Here is a 20489-nt window from a genome sequence, read left to right on the forward strand (position 1 = left end):
AATAAGAATCAAAATGAAGAAATTCGTATACATCCTCCTTGCAACCCTGCTTCTGGCAGCCTGCTCCACTACTAAGCACCTGCCCGAAGGCGAAGTGCTCTACACCGGTCAGAAGCCGATGATTGTAGAGAACCGCTCTGATACCAAGGTAGGCGAGACCGCTATGGAAGAAGTGGAAGCCGCCCTTGCCAAAGCTCCCAATAACTCCCTGCTCGGTAGCTCCGAATACCGCATCCCTTTCCCATTCGGACTGTGGGTGTACAATGGTTTTGCGAAGTACAAAAAAGGTTTTGGTAAGTGGATATTCAATCGCTTTGCCGCTACTCCCGTGCTCATATCTTCCGTTAATCCGGACATCCGGCAGAAAGTAGCGACGAATATCCTGCACGATTATGGGTACTTCAATGGTACGGTAAGTTATCAAACTTTCGTTAATCCTAAGGACAGTCTGAAAGCTAAATTGCAATACACGGTCGATATGCGTAACCCGTATTTCATTGATACCGTATATTATCGGGGATTCAATAGTACGACGATGCAGATTATCAACCTTGGTCGCCGTCGCTCCCTGATCAGTCCGGGTGAACAGTTCAATGTTACCGATCTTGATGGTGAGCGTACCCGCGTCAGCGGTTTGCTGCGTAATATGGGGTATTACTATTTTCGCCCTGATTACCTGACTTACCAGGCCGATACAACTCTCGTTCCCGGTGGGCACGTCAGCCTGCGCATGATCCCTGTTCCCGGTATGCCGAAGGATGCCGAACGCCCTTTCTTTGTAGGTAAAACTAATTTCTACCTCCACGGCCCGCAAGGACAAACGCCCAATGACAGTCTTTATTACAAGACTTTCTGGATACACTATTACGATAAACTGAAGATACGTCCCAATATGCTCCACCGTTGGCTGAACTACCAAGGTTACCAACGGAAACGCCAGGAACTGGACAAGGGAGGTATGCGCCGTCGTCCGGAAAAGCTATATAGTCAATACCGGCAAACCCGTATCCAGGAGCGTCTGGCAAGTGTGGGCATCTTCCGTTATTTGGAGATGCAGTACACGCCCCGCGATACGGCACTCGTTTCCGATACGCTGGATGTGAATATCCGTGCCATGTTGGATAAACCGTATGATGCCGAATTGGACTTTAATGTCACCATGAAGAGCAATAACCAGACCGGTCCCGGTGCCGCCTTCACCGTAACGAAGAACAACGTCTTTGGCGGTGGTGAAACCTGGAATGTGAAAGTGAACGGCTCTTATGAATGGCAGACGGGTAAGAACAGCAGCTCGCTGATGAATAGCTACGAGTTGGGCTTATCTTCTGCACTTACCTTCCCACGTATTGTCTTCCCCCGGATGGGTACCAAGGAATATGACTTCCCGGCTTCCACCACCTTCCGTGTCTACATAGACCAGATGAACCGTGCCAAGTACTACAAACTGCTTGCTTTCGGTGGAAACGTCACGTATGACTTTCAGCCTGTGCCTACCCGGAAGCATAGTATCACTCCCTTCCAACTGACATTTAATGTGCTGCGCAATCCGACTGCGGCTTTTGAGGAAATACAGGCTCAGAATCCGGCTCTTTACATCAGCCTCCGTAATCAGTTTATTCCCAAGATGGAATATACCTACACTTATGATAACGCTTCTCTTCGCAATGTACGTAATCCCATCTGGTGGCAGACTACACTCGGCTCTGCCGGTAATCTGACCTCTTTGATTTATAAAGCATTCGGACAGTCCTTCAGCAAGGAAGATAAAAAACTGTTGGGAGTGCCTTTCGCACAATTCCTGAAGCTGAATTCGGAGTTTCGCTATCATTACAGGATAGACAAGAACCAGATGATTGCTTCCCGTATTGCAGGAGGAGTAATCTGGTCCTACGGAAATGCAACGACTGCGCCTTATACCGAACAGTTCTATATTGGTGGCGCCAACAGTATCCGTGCCTATTCTGCCCGCAGCATCGGTCCCGGTGGTTATCCACCCGATAAAGAGAAAAAGTATTCCTATATCAACCACGTGGGCGATATCCGTATGGAAGCAAACGTGGAATACCGCTTCCGTATTCTCGGCGACCTGCACGGAGCTATTTTCCTCGATGCGGGTAATGTCTGGCTGATGCGTAAGGATAAAAACCGTCCTGATGGACAGCTGACGTTGAAGAATTTTCCGAAACAGGTTGCTTTGGGTACAGGCGCCGGTTTGCGTTACGACCTGGATTTCCTTGTATTCCGTTTCGACTGGGGAGTGGCACTGCATGATCCGTATGATACAGGTAAGAAGGGATATTATAATATTCCGAAATTTAAAGATGGCATGGCATGGCATTTTGCTATCGGTTATCCGTTCTAATGGCGGGTTTTGTACGATAGAGCTAAAATATGAACCAATTGTCTACCTTTCTTGACTTTATTTTTTGTAATTTTGCCCCGTAATCAAAACAAGGATACACTAACCTTTTTAAATAATAACTAAGTATGAAACCAACTTTATTCTTATTGGCAGCCGGAATGGGCAGCCGTTACGGTGGCTTGAAGCAATTGGACGGACTGGGTCCGAATGGCGAAACTATTATGGATTATTCAATTTATGACGCCATTAACGCTGGATTTGGTAAGCTCGTTTTCGTAATCCGTAAGGATTTTGAGAAAGACTTCCGTGATAAAATTATTTCCAAATACGAAGGTCATATCCCGTGCGAATTGGTGTTCCAGTCTATCGACGATCTGCCCGAAGGCTTCACTTGCCCCGAAGGTCGTACGAAACCCTGGGGAACCAACCACGCCGTAATGATGGGCGCTGATGTAATTCAGGAACCGTTTGCCGTTATCAACTGCGACGACTTCTATGGTCGCGATTCTTTTCAGGTGATGGGTAAATTCCTTTCTGCACTGCCCGAAGATTCAAAGAATGTATATTCAATGGTAGGTTTCCGCATTGGTAATACACTGAGCGATAGCGGTACTGTGTCTCGCGGTCTTTGCGGTACGGATGCCAACAATCTGCTGACTTCTGTTGTAGAACGTACTAAGATCCAACGTATGGACGGAGAAGTGAAATACATTGACGATAATGGCGAATGGACGGCTACTCCCGAAACTACTCCGGTAAGTATGAACTTCTGGGGCTTTACTCCCGATTATTTCGCATACAGCTGCGATTTCTTCAAGAGCTTCCTGAGCGATCCGAAGAATATGGAGAACCTGAAGAGTGAATTCTTCATTCCGTTGATGGTAGATAAGTTGATTCAGGACGGTGTCGCTACATGCGAGGTCCTCGATACTACAAGCAAATGGTTTGGCGTGACTTATCCTGAAGATCGCCAAAGTGTTGTAGATAAAATCCAGGCTTTAGTGGATGCGGGTGAATATCCTGCCAAGCTATTTTAAGTCTGGAGAACTTTGCGAAAGCAAATTTAAAATTAGGAATGAAAGGGAGTCATCGTGAGATGGTTCCCTTTCTTAATTTTACGGCAATGTCTCTTTTAAAGTTGTATAGTTGCTTCGCAAGCCTTGGCTACTGCCGGATGGTGTGTGATGAAGATGAATGTTTTGCCTGTGCAGTCTCTGCGCAGGTTTTTTATTAATAGTCGTTCCGTTTCGGGATCGAGGGCGGAAGTGGCTTCGTCCAGCAGCAGGATGTGTCCAGGACGGAGGAGGGCACGGGCGATGGCGATACGTTGGGCTTGTCCTTCACTGAGGCCGCCACCTTGTTCGTTGAGGTTGGTATCTATTCCGTCCGGTAGAGAGAGAACGAAGTCAGCACAGGCGGTACGGAGAGCCTGGAGCATTTCGGCTTCGGTGGCATGAGGGTTCCCCATTAATAGGTTGTCGCGAATGGTACCGCTGAAAAGAGTGTTTCCTTGGGGGACATAGACGAAGTTGGAACGGGTTTGAGGGGAAACTTCAAGAGTTGAGGACTGAGAATTGAAAGTTGGGGGTAGGGACTGTGTTGTATTTGCGGATGAAAGGGTAATACTTCCTACTTGCGGGTCAGCGAGTGCGAGAAGCAACCGGATCAAGGTAGTTTTTCCGGCACCGGTTTCACCCAATACGGCAGTGCAGCTTCCGGCGGGGAAGTTACAGGAGAAGTGATTTAATATAGGTCGGTCTCCTGTTGAATAACTGAATGTGACATCCTTTAATTGTAAGTCCGGGGTTTGGGGGAACAGTTGCACTGTTCCACTTGCTTCGGAGGGAAGTTCTTCAAGTTCCATCAGTCGCTCTACGGCGGTGAGGGCATTGATAAAGGAAGGCAGCAGGCGTGAAAGATCGAGGGCAGGTCGTTGCACTTTTCCTACCAGTTGCAGGAAGGCGGTCATTGTTCCGAAGGTGATACTCCCTGTACTAAGGCGTACTGCCCCCCAAAGAAATGCTGTAAGATAGCCGCCGGAGAACGCAAATGCCACCAGCATACGTGCAGAGAGTGAAAAGCGGGTACGACCGAATATCTGACTACGGAGTGCATCTTGCAGATCATCCAGTTTTCCGATATGCCGATCGCTTTGTTCCAGGGTTTTGATGACGGTTCGGTGTTGCAGGCTTTCTTGTATAACGGACTGGATACGACTGTCGCTCTGCCGGATTTCACGGGTGTAGCGGCGCATTCGTTTCATATAGAAGCGGCTACCCAATAGGAAAATAGGTAGAATGCCTACCACTACCCAAGGCAGAGACGGATCGAGAAAGCAGAAAAATACGAATGCGGCTACCAACTGAACGATGGTAACTATGAAAGCCGGAATTGTACTGGTCAGTAACCCCACGATGGCAGCGGTATCTTGTTCCACCCGGTTTACGATATCGCCGGTGTGGAAGCGTTCCAATTCGTTCCAACGGCTTTGCAATAGACGGGAGAAGAGGCGGTGGCGCAATGCGTTTCCTGTTTCCACTTGCATACGGGCACTGAGCCAGGTGTCGACGGTTCCGCACAGAAGTTGGGCGATTAATAAAGCAATAGTAAGGATAGCGGCATTGGTCAGGCTTCCGATGGCGGCACCTGTGGCAATGTCGATGACGACTTTGGAAGCATAAATAAAGGTAAGAGAAACCGCTACCCCAATGATACCTGTGAGGCAGGAGAGGAGAATACGTCCCCGTTGTCCGTGAGATACTTCCCAGATATACTTTATTTGTTCTGTCTTCATAATGAATTAGTTACGAGCTGCAAAGCTATAAGCTACGAGTGGCTGGCGCTATCATGCTGCATAGCACTCGTAGCTTGTAGCTCTGTAGCCTGTAGCTTTGTAGCTCGTAGCTTATTAATTTGTATTGTTACTGTTCCCTTTATCAGCTTCACCGGATACCATAACGCCTCATTGGGAGCAAACTTTCGCAGCTTCATGCAGCGTTTGGTTGCCCGGCAGAAAGTGTGCCATTTTCCGGCCCAATAACCTTTGGGACGTGGCTTGATGCGTGCGTCATGCTGACCGAAGTTTCCGGTAGCAAAGATATCATCCAGTAAGTTTTCTCCTGCCCGTTCCATACCTTTGATAGAGAAGGGCAGGTTGTCTTCCGGCAAACCCAGATAATGCACGGTGATATATCCGAAAGCTTTTGCGGCACGTAGCAATCCTACTTTGCGGAAATACTTTTCCAGCAAAAGTTTGTCAATATCTTCATGACGTGTTGCCAACAGACGGGTCCAGTCGCAAACCTGGCGAAGACCAATGCCGCTGTTCAGGAAATGGACGAATGCATGCATGAAGATATACAGCGCATTGAATGTTACAGGCGGGAGGCTGACGGGATATTCGTGTATCTCTCTTGTTTCAGCATGTTGTGGGTACCATTCCTGTACCAAGTGCTGGAAGTATCGGTTACCTGCCGGATTGTTAATCCGCAGGATGATACGATGGTTTTCTATATGAACGCCATGAAATGAATAGCTGGCGTGTTTGTCCGATGCTTCTCCTTCTGCCTCTGCACCGTGACGGAGCAGAATATTGTTGGCTACGGGCTGTCCTTCCTTTCCGATATAGACGTCGATGTCGCCACATTGACGGTGCAATGGGTTTATGTAGTGAGTGGCGATGCCTTGTCCTTTCAGTAGAATAGGATGTAGACCGGCTTCCCGGTATGGCATAAAAACTTCCGGGAGTTCTTCATTCAGGCGGAGGTTAGACTGCTCGATTTGTGCTACTTTAGCTGCCCATTGCAGGTAGAGCGGTCGGGGTGGGCGCAATTCTACCGGCAGGTTGAGTACTCCGTCGAAGGTAATGGCGAGAAGGGCTTGGGTACGTGCCAGCTGGTATATCTCTTCCCAGTCGGCAGTATTCATACTACTGAATGGGGTCGGGTCGACGGGGGTGTTCCATAATCCGGAACGCACCAAGGTTAGGAAAGTACGACGCATATGCTATTCTATGATTCCGGTTTTCAGCCAGTTCTTTATCAGTTGTTCTGCATCCCGCTTTGCGGTTTCAGCGTCTACTTCGTAGTTCTCCGTAAGGAAATCGGTAAGAGTGTCGGTATTGAAATCTGTTCCTTCCACATGTTGCCAAAGGCGGGTTGCCGTAGGGTTCAGGCTGATGATATTGCTGAAATCTACGTTTCCTGTACCGTTGTGCATGATGATATGTTCGTCACCAATCTGATGTAAGGTAAATCCGTTCTTGATTTTCATTGTTTGTATGTATTAGGTTGTTATTATGATGATTTCTCATCCGCAGATGACACGGATGACACTGATTTTTTGTTACGTAGTATTTAATCCTGCGTTATCTGCGTCATCTGCGGATGAAAAAATCTTTCTTCTTCTGAATATTGCCAATAGCCATCGCCTTACAGGGGTCAGTTTCATCCACCAAAAAGAATAGCGCTGCCAGGTACGGCCATTACACGGATATTCTTTCTCTTTACGGATGGCGGCAATCATTACTCCCATGACATTGGCTATGTTGGTCTGTTCGGTTATTCGTATATTACCGTCTCCCAGTAGTGTTAGTTCTTGGCCATTGCGGTGGATGATGCGGTGGAAGATAATACGTCCGTTTATATCTCTGGCAAGTACGGCAACGCCCGGTTGTAAATCATCATCGGTAAAAGGGCCTAAAATAATACGGTCGCGACGGTCTACAAGAAACGGGTTCATACTGTTTCCTCTGACTGTCAGGGTTACGGTATGTCCTTCGCTGATGAGGCGTGCTACTTCGGGTAACAGTACCTCGTTGGGGATGATTCTTTTTCGTCCGTTATCTATCATTATGTTGGTTTTAGCTACGAACTACAGGCTACAAGCTACGAGTGGCTGCGCAATGAACCGAAAGGCACTTGTAGCTTGTACCTTGTAGCTCATAGCTTGTTACTTAATTGTATTAAAACAAATCTCTGCCGCTTCCCTGTCCGGCAAGCATCTCAGAAAATACACCGGAGTATGGACCGCAAGATATTTCACTGTCTCGATGACACCATTATTCAATTCTCTCACTTCTTTCAGATTGGAGCACGACGGCAATAGTGATGCGAATGCCCGTGCCGGACTCTCCCGTTGAATCTCATTCATCGGAGCCTGTTCCAATCGTACAAATGCCCCTACAGGAACGGAGTCATTTTTGTAGCAAGGCGTCTTTCCGCTCCAGGGCGAACCGTAGACTGTGGCTTCCCCTGTTTTCCGGTTGAAATGCACGATGGGATTATCATCGTTCAGCAGTTCACAGCCGGGGATATGCTTCAGCCACAACCCGCTGTGCGTACTCTTTCCCGTTCCGCTTTTGCCTTGGAAGAGATACCCCTTTCCATTTTTCTTTATGACGGAAGCGTGCATTAATACAGTATCGGAACAAGCCGTATTGAAAGCGTAAATCATCATCAGGATATTGTTGAGCACAAATGCATCCGCTTCTGTTTCGTGCAGGAACAGGACACCTTTGGTAAATCCGTAGAAGAAATAAGCTGTGTACTCTTTCGGATCGTTGGGGGCGAGGATGGTAATGAGATAAGAGTCCGTATCCGGAATCACACTGATCCTGCACGTGGCACCTTCCCATTCGAACTCGACGAGTGAGCGATATTTTGCATGGTCTTCTTCTTGGATTTCACTCTCCGGCTGGACGGCAAGTGAGAATGCTATTTTGAGTTCTTTCTCTTTGTATGTATCTAAAGATAACAGGAAAGGTTTCAGAGAGGGAATCAGCTCTTCCGTTTTCCAGCGTGGAATGGTGGAGGAAGTACCGAATAGATAAGGCCCTACTTGATATACCTGTGCGTTACGCTCTCCTTTCATAATCTATTATATTTGATGTACCGGTGTAAAGGTAGAGGAATTCTTCTGATTGGACAACTGAATTTTACACAATATTACAGGTATCGGTTCATTTTTCCAGTCTTTTCATCAATATTTATAAGTCAGCATAACACGTCCTTCCGAAGTATTGGAAAATACATTGGCGTGATACCTGTATTTGGTATCGCGGGTGTAGTTCGTAAATGTGCCGGTGAGGTACAGTTGCTTCCGCAATTTCAGGTCCAGCCGGAGGCCGACTGCATGGAGAATGGCCCTCGAACGGTCGCCCTGCGCATTGAGCGTCTTCGGTTCCACTTCGTCCCAGTTGATGTCTTGGGGGTATCCTTTCCAGGTGAACATGTGGTAGACTTCGTAGATGGTGGATATGGCGAGACGGTCCTTGTAGGTAAAGTTAAAGTTGAGCTTGCTACTGTAGCCGCTGGCCAGGTTGTAGATGCGTTCGTCCACTTGATAATAGTCGCTGAGGGTACCTCCCAGGAGGATGGCGTTGAGGTAGGCGTAACCATCTATTCCCCAGTTCCGTTTGAGGTTTCTTTTGTAGATGAGGCCGCCGCCCACGGAAGCGGGTGTACAGAATTTATAAGGTACTTTTGCCGATACTGCCGATATCGTATCCGAATCGTAGTAATCGAAGTGCTGGTACAGCCCAAGGCTGAGGTAGTGCTTTTTATTGTTCACCAACTCTTTGGCCACCAGTCGGCCAACGATATTTATCTGTCCCAGGACCGGTTGATCTTTCTGCCAGTTCAGGTTCGCTTGGATGGAGAAATAGTCGTAGGGTTTGGTATCTTCCGCATCGAAGCAGTCACCGTATTCGACGTTGATTTCGGAGGCCAGACCCATACCTTTGTCCAGAATCTCGTCTTTCAGTTCCAGGGTACGTATGCCCAGAGACACATCCACGCTTACATCGGGTACACCGAATTGCTTGCCCGAAGTGGAACGCCGCTTCCAGGCATCTCCGTTGATAATACGGGTCAAGCCGCGCATGGGGGATACCAGAAATCCGGCAAATTCCAGTCCGAAGCGTGACCAACCGGTTTTCCGGTCGTCGAGGATGAGGTCGGAAACCCTGTAAGTCACTTCACCCAGGGCCATACCGCCAATGGGGGTGGCAATGATGTCGTTGGTAGAGGGATATTCGTTCTCCATAAACATCTCCCACATGAAGCTGCCGCCGAAAGCGAAGAGCCCGGACTGCCAGAAATTGTATCCGTTGGATCGGGCTGAGTTGAAGTACAGACTGCCGTGGTAGGGGTGCATGAACATATTGGTGCCCATGGCGTCATTGTCCCACACGAAGCCATGCTTGAGGTTGTCCTTGATAGTACGCCCGTTGATGTAGGCAAAGTCAGCTTTACGGATATAGCGGTCGAAGGCCCAGACTCCCATATTGATGCCGAAGACCATGCTGCCCGCCTGAAGTCCCCTTTTATGGGAGTAATAGTCTATATCGAGCGAGTCGGCAGGTCGGGGAGTGGCTAAACGGTGGCGGATGGCGAGTTGCGGATAAGCCACATTAACGGTTATCAGGAAAGTGAGCAGAGTCAGCAGTAACTTTTTCATGACGCAAACTTAGGGATTTTTATTAAATGCACGTAGTTGTATTTTTTGTAAAAAGCCTCTATAACTTCTTAATTAACTCGTTTGCAGCATAAAAGGTTCACAAAAGGGGGGGACTGGTACGCGTTCGTCCGCTCCATCCGCTCCATCCGCGTTGTCCGCGTACCAATTATTCTCCGGATGAATCGAAAATTATGGCTTGTGCTGCATGGATTTGGGGGAGTTTCTTTATCTTTGTCGCAACTGTTACAGTGAAAATGTTAGCAACTCTAAATTCTTACTAAGAATATGCTGAAGGAGAAACAGCTTTATATTATCAGTGGTTGTAATGGTGCCGGCAAAACAACGGCATCTTATACTGTTTTGCCCGAGGTGTTGCAATGTAAGGAATTTGTGAACGCTGATGAGATTGCCCGTGGCTTGTCTCCCTTCAATCCTGAGGGAGTGGCGATTGATGCGGGTCGTCTGATGCTGAGGCGTATTGAAGAACTGATGCGGGAAGGAGAGAATTTCTCGATTGAAACAACACTTGCTACACGTTCTTATGCCCGGCTTGTCCGGCAGGTGCAGAAGAAAGGATATCGGGTTAGCCTCATTTACTTTTGGCTGAATTCACCGGAACTGGCAATCAATCGTGTACGTCAGCGTGTCAGTGAAGGTGGTCATGATATACCGGAAGAAGTTATACGCCGGCGCTATCAGGCTGGGATAAATAATCTGTTCGACATCTATATGTCCTGTGTAGACTATTGGCTGTTGGCGGATAATAGTCGGGAGAACCGCATTATTGTTGCTGAAGGCGGTCCTACTCTTCCGACACGGATGTATGAAGTAGAACTCTTTAAAACCATAGAAAGTTATGTCAAACGATGAGTGGAAGGAATTAAGCGAGAAATTGCACTATGGGTTGGCACTGGCCGAGCAACGCATGCTTGAGAAAAAAGCACTGCGGAACGAAACTGTGATAGTGGGTACACTTGATGGCGAAATAAAAGCCATTCCTGCCCGCCGTCTGCTTCGTAAGGCAAAGCAGCGAAAGATGAAATAAATATCTTCGCTTGCTGGGAATGTGGAGATATACGTTCTTTTTCTGTATCCCTGCTATCTTACAGAATTCCGAAACATCTGCGGCGTCACCCCTGTATGCTTCTTAAAGAACTTATTGAAGAAGGCGGCATTGTTGAATCCCAGACTCAGCGCAATATCCTTCACTGGCGTATTCTCCGTGCATAGTTGTGTCTTGGCATCCATGATGAGCGCTATATTGATAATCTCCATCGCCGTATGCCCCGACTCCTTCTTGACAAGCCGGCAAAGGGCGGACGGCTGCATATGCATTTTCTTTGCATAATGTGCCACCTGGTGCTCTTGGGCATAGTCTGCATGTACCAGCCTGACAAAAATCCGGTACTGCTGGAAATGTCTGCTACCCGGTGTTTCTATCAGCCTCGTCTGTTCCGGACAAAGTTCGGATACACCCTGTAACATTAGGCTTAGGAACGACTGAGAAACAGCGTCACTCAATTTCTCCCCAACCTCTTTATAAAGGTGCGAAAGAAACGTAAACATTTCCGCATATAATATTGAAGTTCCCTCCGATAGCGGGAAAACATAGTGCTTGCCGATGATGTAGAACTTATCCATCATATTTTTACCCATTCCCGCGTTCTGGATCAGTTGCTGTGAAAACATGACAGTATGTATCTCCAAATCATCCGATGCAGCCAACAGTTGGAGGAAAGATTCCGGCGGAAGTGCTATTAACTCATTCGCCCGAATCCGGTATTCGGTATGATTGATGATTGTTTTCAGGGAACCCTTGCTGCAGAGGGCAAAAATGCCTCCCTCTGTCTTATAAGATTTCTCCAATAAGGGTTCTAACTCATTGACTGTGATACACTCGTAAGCAGTGAAGCTTGTATGTGTATTGAATTTACTTATGCTCATTTCTTTCCTTTTGGTATGCAAATTTGAAAGATATCGGTATATAATCAATAGGAATAACCGTTAAATTCGCTTCTCTATCTTTTTCTGCCCCGTTAAAAGATGTAAAGGTGTGAACGATGGAATATATCTGCGCCGAAATGGAATGTTGATTTCATCCGTTTTGTTTGCCATCTACCTGTTTATGCCCGACCTTTGTCACCCTACACGATAAACATAACCTTATGAACCTCAATATACCTCAGGAAGTACGGATAGTGAACGCCATTGCTGAACAATTGTTCGATGTATGGCCCGTTAGCATTGTTATGATCGATCTTGAAGACCGCATCTGGCGTGTGAACAAGCAGATGAGCGATGAACTTCAACTGGATGCGGATATCATTGGAAAGCCCGTTGTTGATATGTTGGAGGTAGTGCAGGATAAAGAGAATATCCTGCCCCGCTACTTGCAGGAATTGCATGAAGACCGCCAGCGTATCATCCATTTGACTTCCAATTGCTTTATGCTCGAACCGAAAAGACATATCAGTTTTCTTATACAAGGTGCCCTGATGGGCATATATGAAGAAAACCGATTGGTAAGAATAGTACTTTACTACCGCAACGTGCTGGAAGAGAGTACTCGGGAGCATCTGTTGAACATCGCCCTGAGCCGAACACAAATATTCCAATGGTCGTACGACATGGAGCGTAACCTTATGATTATTGATCCCCGCTACTTCGAATATTTGGGCATTCCCACGCGAGACTACACTCTCACCTCCGAAGAGTTTGCTTATCTGATGCATCCCGATGATCGTCAGTCGGTATTTGACGCTTTGACCCTCCAACTGGATGGCAGTCTGTATGAAGCCCCCGTAGAATATCGTCTTCGCCGTGACGATGGCAGTTGGGAGTGGTTCGAAGCCCAGTCCACCTACGTCGGGCAACTGAAAGAAACCCCTTATCGTATTGTAGGTATCTGCATGAGTACCCAGAAATACAAGGATACCGAAGAACGGCTGAATGAAGCCTTGCGTAAAGCCCGGCGTAGTGACGAACTAAAAAGTATCTTTCTTGCCAATATGAGTCACGAAATACGCACGCCGCTCAATGCTATCGTAGGTTTTTCTTCTCTGTTGGCCTATGGCGAATCGGACTTGACCAAAGAAGATATCATTGAATTTACCTCTCTGATCGAAAAGAACAGCCAGTTGCTGATGGTCTTGATCTCCGATATCTTGGATCTTTCCAAGATAGAGTCGAACACTATGGAGTTTAGTTTTTGCAGTGTTTCCCTTCATCGGGTATTGAATGAGATAGGTAGTGCACAAAGAATGAATATGCGCAAAGGAGTGGAGCTGTTGCTGGATCTCCCCGGGCAGGAGGTGACCGTTTATACCGACCCCACCCGCTTGAGCCAGGTTATCAACAATCTGGTGAACAATGCGATAAAGTTCACCTCCGAAGGAAATATCCGTATAGGCTACCGGCCCACTGCTTCTGATCGTGTAAATATATTTGTGGAAGATACTGGGACAGGCATGGCAAAAGAAGTACTTGAACATATTTTCGACCGCTTCTACAAAGGAGATTCTTTCAAGCAAGGTACGGGGTTGGGACTGTCCATTTGCAAAACAATCGTCAAACGTTTCGAAGGCAAGATCGAAGTGGTGTCCACTCCTGGAGAGGGTACACGTTTTACAATCATTCTACCGCTGAAAGTAGAAGAATGAATTGGTGCATAACCCTATAGAAAGTAATGAATTCCGCCAGCGAGTTACAATAATATAGGCTTACGATGTCATATCCCGCTGGAAATCGTTACCTTTGCAGCCCTGAACGATAAATTCATTGACACTATGATATCAGTAGAAGGACTGAAGGTAGAATTTAATGCAACCCCTCTGTTCGAAGACGTCTCTTACGTAATCAACAAAAAAGACCGCATCGCCCTGGTGGGTAAGAATGGTGCGGGTAAGTCTACCATGCTCAAGATATTGGCCGGACTACAGCAGCCCACTTCCGGCGTCGTTGCCATTCCCCGCGAATGTACTATCGGTTACCTGCCACAGGTGATGATTCTTAGTGATAAGCGTACCGTGATGCAAGAGGCGGAACTGGCTTTCGAACACATCTTCGAAATGCAAGCGGACATCGAACGCATGAACCGGCAACTTGCCGAACGCACCGATTATGACAGCGAAGAATACCATAAACTCATCGACCGTTTCACTCACGAGAACGAACGTTTCCTGATGATGGGCGGCACCAACTTCCGTGCTGAAATAGAACGAACCTTGCAAGGTTTAGGTTTCAGCCGCGAAGACTTCGACCGCTCCACCAGTGAGTTCTCCGGTGGTTGGCGTATGCGTATCGAGCTTGCCAAACTCCTGCTTCGCCGTCCCGATGTGCTGTTGCTCGACGAGCCTACCAACCACCTGGATATTGAGAGTATCCAATGGCTTGAAAACTTCCTTTCCACACGTGCCAATGCCGTGGTATTGGTGAGTCACGACCGTGCATTTCTCAATAACGTCACCACACGTACCATTGAAATTACTTGCGGACAGATTTACGACTACAAAGTGAAGTATGACGAATTCGTCGTACTACGCAAGGAACGCCGTGAACAGCAACTCCGTGCCTATGAGAATCAGCAGAAACAGATAGAAGATACCGAAGCCTTCATCGAACGCTTCCGCTATAAAGCCACGAAAGCAGTGCAGGTACAGAGCCGCATTAAACAACTGGAAAAGATAGAACGCATCGAGGTAGACGAGGAAGACAACTCGGCATTGCGCCTGAAGTTTGCTTGCAGCAGCCGTAGCGGAAGTTACCCTGTCATCTGTGAGAATGTCCGGAAAGCCTATGGCGACCATGTCATCTTCCACGATGTCAACCTGACCATAAACCGTGGTGAGAAAGTGGCGTTCGTAGGTAAGAACGGTGAAGGTAAATCCACCCTGGTAAAGTGTATCATGGGGGAAATCACCGACTATACCGGTAAGCTCACCCTCGGTCATAATGTACAGATCGGTTACTTCGCCCAGAACCAGGCACAACTTCTGGATGAAAGTCTGACGGTATTCGATACCATCGACCGTGTAGCCGTAGGCGAGATCCGCCTGAAGATACGCGATATCCTCGGTGCCTTCATGTTCGGCGGCGAAGCTTCTGATAAGAAGGTGAAAGTGTTGTCCGGTGGAGAACGTACCCGCCTCGCAATGATCAAGCTCCTGCTGGAACCTGTGAACTTCCTGATACTGGATGAACCGACCAACCACCTCGATATGCGTTCGAAGGATGTACTGAAAGATGCCATTCGCGAATTTGACGGTACAGTCATTTTAGTAAGCCACGACCGTGATTTCCTGGACGGACTTGCGACTAAAGTATATGAATTCGGTGGTGGAATTGTGAAAGAACACCTCGGTGGCATCTACGACTTCCTGCAAAAGAAGCAGATAGAAAGCCTGAACGAATTACAGAAAGCCCCCGCACTTTCTACCTCACCCTCCGGTGGAAAAGAGAATACGGATACCGCCACTCAGTCTTCCGGTGCCAAGCTTTCCTATGAAGAGCAGAAGGAACTGAACAAGAAGCTCAAAAAACTGGAACGTCGCGTTGCCGACTGTGAATCGGAGATAGAGCAGACCGAGTCTGCCATCGCCATTCTCGAAGCCCGGATGGCAACTCCTGAGGGAGCTTCGGATATGGCCCTTTACGAGCAGCATCAGAAACTGAAGCAACAACTCGACTCTGTGATGGAAGAGTGGGATGCCGTCTCTACCGAACTGGAAGAGGCTCGGAAAGCACAATAAAACTTATAACATTATTTTATATCTTATGAAAGTAACTCATTATTTATCTTTAGCCGCAGCTTGCCTTATGATGGCGGGATGTGGTACGGGCAAGCAGAAAGCTGAAATGACAGCCGGTATCCAGCTTGCCAATCTTGACACAACTGCCCTTCCGGGGAGTAGTTTCTATCAGTACGCCTGTGGCGGTTGGATTGAAAACCATCCACTTTCACCTGAGTATTCACAGTACGGTTCTTTTACAGAACTTGCCGAGAATAACCGTAAGCAGATACAAGGTTTGATTGAAGAACTGGCTGCCACTCAGCACGAAGCCGGCAGTGTAGCGCAAAAGGTAGGCGACCTCTACAAGATTGTTATGGACAGCGTGAAGCTGAATAAGGAAGGTGTTGCTCCTATCAAAGCCGATCTGGAACAGATTGCTTCCCTGAAAGATAAGGAAGCAGTTTATGCTTTGCTCGCCGATCTGCGCAAGCAGGGCATCGGTGCTTACCTCGGCCTCTATGTGGCTGCCGACGAAATGAACAGTAACGAGAACGCCGTGCAGCTTTATCAAAGCGGCTTGAGCATGGGCGAACGCGATTACTATCTGGCTACTGACCCTTCTACTACCGCTATCCGTGATGCCTTCCGTACTCATGTACAGAAAATGTATCAGTTGGCCGGTTTCGATGAAGCTACTGCCAAGAAAGGTATGGAAGTGGTTATGGACGTGGAAACCCGTCTTGCCAAAGCTTTCCGTTCTCGTACCGAACTGCGTGACCCGCATGCCAACTACAATAAGATGAGCATGGAAGAGGTGAAGAAGAATTATCCTACTTTCAACTGGGACGCATACCTTTCAGGTCTTGGACTGACAGATGTGAAGGAAATCATTGTCGGCCAGCCCGCTTCAGTAGCTGAAGCTGCCAACATCCTGAACACCTTACCTGTTGATCAGCAAGCTCTTTACCTGCAATGGAAACTGATTGATTCTGCTGCCGGTTATTTGAATGACGAGATGGCTCAACAGAACTTCGACTTCTACGAACGCACCATGTCCGGAACGCAGGAAATGCAACCCCGCTGGAAGACTGCCGTTTCTGTAGTAAGCTCCGCACTGGGTGAAGCCGTAGGCCAGATGTATGTAGAGAAATACTTCCCCGCCGCTGCCAAGGAACGTATGGTATCTTTGGTGAAGAACCTTCAGACCAGCTTGGGCGAACGCATCAACAACCTTGCCTGGATGAGCGACGAAACCAAGCTGAAAGCACAGGAGAAACTGGCTACTTTCCACGTGAAGATCGGTTATCCTGATAAGTGGAAAGACTACTCTACGTTGGAAATCAAAGACGATTCATATTGGAACAACATCAAACGTGCCAATCTTTGGGGATATGCCGAAATGGTTGCCAAAGCCGGTAAACCGGTGGACAAGGACGAGTGGCTGATGACTCCGCAAACCGTAAACGCTTATTACAACCCGACAACGAACGAAATCTGTTTCCCTGCCGGTATCCTGCAATATCCGTTCTTCGATATGGATGCTGACGATGCTTTCAATTACGGTGCAATCGGTGTTGTAATCGGCCATGAGATGACACACGGCTTCGACGACCAAGGTCGCCAGTACGACAAAGACGGTAATCTGAAAGACTGGTGGACGGAAGAAGATGCCAAGAACTTCGAGAAACGTGCCGATGTAATGGTTGCTTTCTTTGACAGCATCGAAGTTGCGCCGGGGGTACATGCCAACGGTCGTATGACACTGGGTGAGAACATTGCCGACCACGGAGGTTTGCAGGTATCTTACCAGGCATTCAAGAAGGCTACTGCTGCCGCTCCGCTGGAAGTAAAAGACGGTTTCACTCCCGAACAACGCTTCTTCCTGGCTTATGCCAATGTTTGGGCTAACAATACCCGTCCCGAAGCCATCCTGCAATTGACGAAGATCGACGTGCATTCTTTGGGCAAATGGCGTGTAGACGCTGCGTTGCCGCACATTGCTGCATGGTATGATGCATTTGGCATTACGGAGAAAGATCCGATGTATGTACCGGCGGCAGAACGCGTCTCTATCTGGTAAGTCTTGCCATCGTTTTGGCACAACTCTGGCACAATGGGGCGGTATTCTCTCCGTTTAGCAAAAAAGAAAGATAAAGGCAGTAAATCCTAAACAGGATTGCTGCCTTTTTTAATTATACCTAATTTATTGTGTTTGAGTATGTGTGCAAATAAACATTTTTAGTACCTTTGCACATCAAATACTTATATACGCAATTCCATGTCTGAAACAAAAAGAATTAAAACCGCTTTAGTATCGGTTTATCATAAGGAAGGTTTGGACGAAATCATCACCAAACTGCATGAAGAAGGAGTTGAGTTTCTGTCAACAGGCGGAACTCGTCAGTTTATAGAATCACTGGGTTATCCCTGTAAAGCAGTGGAAGACTTGACCACGTATCCCTCTATTCTGGGTGGACGTGTGAAGACCCTGCATCCGAAAGTGTTCGGTGGTATTCTCTGCCGTCGCGGACTGGAACAGGATATGCAACAGATAGAAAAATATGAAATTCCCGAAATAGACCTCGTTATCGTCGATTTGTATCCGTTTGAAGCTACCGTAGCTTCCGGTGCCGACGAGCCGACTATCATCGAGAAAATAGATATAGGCGGTATCTCATTGATCCGTGCAGCTGCCAAGAATTACAATGACGTGGTTATCATTGCTTCTCAGGCACAATACCAGCCGTTCCGCGATATGCTGATGGAACATGGAGCTACCACTTCGCTGGAAGAACGCCGTTGGTTTGCCAAAGAGGCGTTTTCCGTTTCTTCTCATTACGATTCAGCCATCTTCAACTACTTCGATGGCGAAGAAGGTTCCGCATTCCGTTGCTCTGCCAATAATCAGAAAACTTTGCGCTACGGCGAGAACCCGCATCAGAAGGGTTACTTCTACGGAAATCTGGAAGCTATGTTCGACCAGATTCACGGAAAGGAAATCTCTTACAACAACCTGCTCGATATCAATGCAGCCGTTGACCTGATCGATGAATTTGAAGAGACTACGTTTGCCGTATTGAAGCATAACAATGCTTGCGGTCTGGCTTCACGCCCCACGGTGCTTGAAGCATGGAACGACGCATTGGCTGGTGACCCGGTTTCCGCTTTCGGTGGTGTGCTCATCACAAACGGAGTGATCGATAAGGACGCTGCTGAGGAAATCAATAAAATCTTCTTCGAAGTAATTATTGCCCCTGATTATGATGTAGACGCATTGGAAATCCTGGGACAGAAGAAAAACCGTATTATTTTGGTTCGCAAGCCTGCCGCACTGCCTAAGAAGCAGTTCCGTTCTCTCCTGAATGGTGTATTGGTACAGGACCGCGACCTGAACATCGAGAAGCCTGAAGATTTGAAAACTGCAACTACGAAAGTGCCTACCGCACAGGAAATAGAAGACATGCTTTTCGCTAACAAGATTGTGAAGAACAGTAAGTCCAACGCTATCGTACTGGCTAAAGGCAAGCAATTGCTGGCAAGCGGTGTGGGACAGACTTCACGTGTGGATGCTTTGAAGCAGGCCATCGAAAAAGCCAAGAACTTCGGCTTCGACCTGAAAGGTGCCGTGATGGCATCCGACGCTTTCTTCCCCTTCCCTGACTGTGTGGAGATTGCCGGAAATGAAGGTGTGACCGCAGTTATTCAACCGGGTGGTTCCATCAAGGATCAGCTTTCGTTCGACTATTGCAACGAACATGGCATCGCGATGGTGATTACGGGAATTCGTCATTTCAAACACTAATATTAATGATGAATGAAGAATGAAGAATAAAGAATTTGCTGCGCTGTCTTTACTTGCGCTGTTATTCTGCATAGTATTCTTCATTCTTCATTCTTAATTCTACATTTAGAATATGGGATTATTCTCTTTTACGCAAGAAATAGCGATGGACCTTGGTACCGCCAATACCATTATTACAACCAATGGTAAGATTGTGGTGGATGAGCCTTCGGTGGTAGCTCTCGACCGTCGCACCGATAAGATGATTGCCGTGGGTGATAAGGCAAAGATGATGCACGAAAAGACCCACGAAAACATACGTACCATCCGTCCGCTTCGCGACGGTGTAATTGCCGACTTCTATGCTTGCGAGCAGATGATACGCGGTTTGATAAAGATGGTGAATAATCGCAACCGTCTCTTCTCACCTTCGCTCCGTATGGTTATCGGTGTCCCCTCGGGTAGTACTGAAGTGGAACTGCGTGCCGTGCGCGACTCTGCCGAGCATGCCGGCGGACGTGACGTCTATCTGATTTTCGAACCTATGGCTGCCGCTATCGGTATCGGCATCGATGTGGAAGCTCCGGAAGGAAACATGATTGTAGATATAGGTGGTGGCTCTACGGAAATTGCCGTTATCTCCTTGGGTGGTATCGTAGCCAACAATTCCATCCGCATAGCGGGTGATGACTTTACTGCAGACATTCAGGAGTATATGAGCCGTCAGCACAATGTGAAGGTCAGCGAGCGTATGGCCGAACGTATTAAGATCAATGCGGGTGCCGCCCTGACCGAGCTTGGTGAAGACGCCCCCGAAGATTATATCGTTCACGGACCGAACCGTATCACGGCTCTGCCTATGGAAGTGCCTGTATGCTATCAGGAAGTGGCGCACTGTCTGGAGAAATCAATCTCGAAGATTGAAACCGCTATCTTGAACGCGCTGGAAAATACACCTCCTGAACTGTATGCCGATATCGTGCACAATGGTATTTATCTGGCAGGTGGTGGTGCATTGCTCCGCGGACTCGATAAGCGTCTGACTGATAAGATTAACATTCCGTTCCATATTGCTGAGGATCCCCTGCATGCTGTTGCCAAAGGTACGGGTGTGGCGCTGAAGAATGTGGATCGTTTCTCATTCCTGATGAGATGATAA

Annotated in this window: 16 protein-coding genes; 9 read left to right on the forward strand and 7 right to left on the reverse strand. The window is 47.7% G+C overall.

The window, feature by feature from the left end; genetic code table 11:
• The first annotated feature begins 13 nt into the window (after nucleotides 1–13).
• Together tamL and VYM24_RS08730 are read left to right on the forward strand one after the other, a co-directional pair.
• Nucleotides 14–2362 (forward strand): translocation and assembly module lipoprotein TamL, encoded by a 2349-nt coding sequence (gene tamL, locus VYM24_RS08725; RefSeq protein WP_330941963.1) that lies wholly within the window; start codon nucleotides 14–16, stop codon nucleotides 2360–2362.
• A gap of 125 nt (nucleotides 2363–2487) precedes the next feature.
• Nucleotides 2488–3399, forward strand: a complete 912-nt coding sequence (locus VYM24_RS08730; RefSeq protein WP_007219823.1) for a nucleotidyltransferase family protein — start codon at nucleotides 2488–2490, stop codon at nucleotides 3397–3399.
• 95 nt (nucleotides 3400–3494) lie between these two features.
• Here the strand turns inward: VYM24_RS08730 and VYM24_RS08735 are convergent, their stop codons facing one another.
• The 6 genes from VYM24_RS08735 to VYM24_RS08760 form a co-directional block, all read right to left on the reverse strand.
• Nucleotides 3495–5156: an ABC transporter ATP-binding protein gene (locus VYM24_RS08735; RefSeq protein ID WP_330941964.1), complete on the reverse strand. Its 1662-nt coding sequence runs from the start codon at nucleotides 5154–5156 to the stop codon at nucleotides 3495–3497.
• 32 nt (nucleotides 5157–5188) lie between these two features.
• Nucleotides 5189–6364, reverse strand: coding sequence for a nucleotidyltransferase domain-containing protein (locus VYM24_RS08740; protein ID WP_330941965.1), 1176 nt, complete (start codon nucleotides 6362–6364; stop codon nucleotides 5189–5191).
• Nucleotides 6365–6367: 3 nt separating this feature from the next.
• Entirely contained in the window at nucleotides 6368–6634 is a 267-nt protein-coding gene (locus VYM24_RS08745; protein WP_291554405.1) for a PqqD family protein, read from the reverse strand.
• Nucleotides 6635–6706: 72 nt separating this feature from the next.
• Nucleotides 6707–7213, reverse strand: coding sequence for a S24/S26 family peptidase (locus VYM24_RS08750; protein ID WP_291554403.1), 507 nt, complete (start codon nucleotides 7211–7213; stop codon nucleotides 6707–6709).
• 99 nt (nucleotides 7214–7312) lie between these two features.
• The gene (locus tag VYM24_RS08755) at nucleotides 7313–8233 is read right to left on the reverse strand and encodes a hypothetical protein (protein ID WP_291554401.1); all 921 of its coding nucleotides are present in this window, start codon (nucleotides 8231–8233) and stop codon (nucleotides 7313–7315) included.
• Nucleotides 8234–8341: 108 nt separating this feature from the next.
• Complete coding sequence (locus tag VYM24_RS08760) at nucleotides 8342–9820, reverse strand: DUF3943 domain-containing protein (RefSeq protein ID WP_330941966.1); 1479 nt, start codon at nucleotides 9818–9820, stop codon at nucleotides 8342–8344.
• A gap of 285 nt (nucleotides 9821–10105) precedes the next feature.
• Here VYM24_RS08760 and VYM24_RS08765 point away from each other — a divergent pair, with 285 nt between their 5' ends.
• Together VYM24_RS08765 and VYM24_RS08770 are read left to right on the forward strand one after the other, a co-directional pair.
• Nucleotides 10106–10690 (forward strand): ATPase, encoded by a 585-nt coding sequence (locus tag VYM24_RS08765; protein ID WP_291553175.1) that lies wholly within the window; start codon nucleotides 10106–10108, stop codon nucleotides 10688–10690.
• Complete coding sequence (locus VYM24_RS08770; RefSeq protein ID WP_330941967.1) at nucleotides 10677–10865, forward strand: hypothetical protein; 189 nt, start codon at nucleotides 10677–10679, stop codon at nucleotides 10863–10865. Before VYM24_RS08765 ends, VYM24_RS08770 begins: the two co-directional genes overlap by 14 nt.
• 53 nt (nucleotides 10866–10918) lie before the next feature.
• Here VYM24_RS08770 and VYM24_RS08775 read toward each other — a convergent pair whose 3' ends face one another.
• Complete coding sequence (locus VYM24_RS08775) at nucleotides 10919–11764, reverse strand: helix-turn-helix domain-containing protein (RefSeq protein WP_330941968.1); 846 nt, start codon at nucleotides 11762–11764, stop codon at nucleotides 10919–10921.
• A gap of 221 nt (nucleotides 11765–11985) precedes the next feature.
• Between VYM24_RS08775 and VYM24_RS08780 the strand changes: the two genes are divergently transcribed.
• The 5 genes from VYM24_RS08780 to VYM24_RS08800 all read left to right on the forward strand — a co-directional run bounded on the left by VYM24_RS08780 (nucleotide 11986) and on the right by VYM24_RS08800 (nucleotide 20486).
• Nucleotides 11986–13479: a PAS domain-containing sensor histidine kinase gene (locus VYM24_RS08780; protein WP_330941969.1), complete on the forward strand. Its 1494-nt coding sequence runs from the start codon at nucleotides 11986–11988 to the stop codon at nucleotides 13477–13479.
• A gap of 126 nt (nucleotides 13480–13605) precedes the next feature.
• Nucleotides 13606–15567: an ABC-F family ATP-binding cassette domain-containing protein gene (locus VYM24_RS08785; RefSeq protein WP_330941970.1), complete on the forward strand. Its 1962-nt coding sequence runs from the start codon at nucleotides 13606–13608 to the stop codon at nucleotides 15565–15567.
• Between the two features lie 25 nt (nucleotides 15568–15592).
• Nucleotides 15593–17629 carry a M13 family metallopeptidase gene (locus VYM24_RS08790; RefSeq protein ID WP_291553164.1) on the forward strand — a complete coding sequence of 679 codons (2037 nt, stop codon included), beginning with the start codon at nucleotides 15593–15595 and terminating at the stop codon, nucleotides 17627–17629.
• A 198-nt stretch (nucleotides 17630–17827) separates the two neighbouring features.
• The gene (purH, locus tag VYM24_RS08795; RefSeq protein ID WP_299092405.1) at nucleotides 17828–19351 is read left to right on the forward strand and encodes a bifunctional phosphoribosylaminoimidazolecarboxamide formyltransferase/IMP cyclohydrolase; all 1524 of its coding nucleotides are present in this window, start codon (nucleotides 17828–17830) and stop codon (nucleotides 19349–19351) included.
• A 112-nt stretch (nucleotides 19352–19463) separates the two neighbouring features.
• A complete protein-coding gene (locus VYM24_RS08800; protein WP_007209637.1) occupies nucleotides 19464–20486 on the forward strand; it encodes a rod shape-determining protein in 1023 nt (340 codons plus the stop codon).
• The last annotated feature ends 3 nt before the right edge of the window (nucleotides 20487–20489 follow it).

The organism is Bacteroides sp. MSB163 (assembly GCF_036416795.1).
Classification (GTDB): Bacteria; Bacteroidota; Bacteroidia; order Bacteroidales; family Bacteroidaceae; genus Bacteroides; species Bacteroides maternus.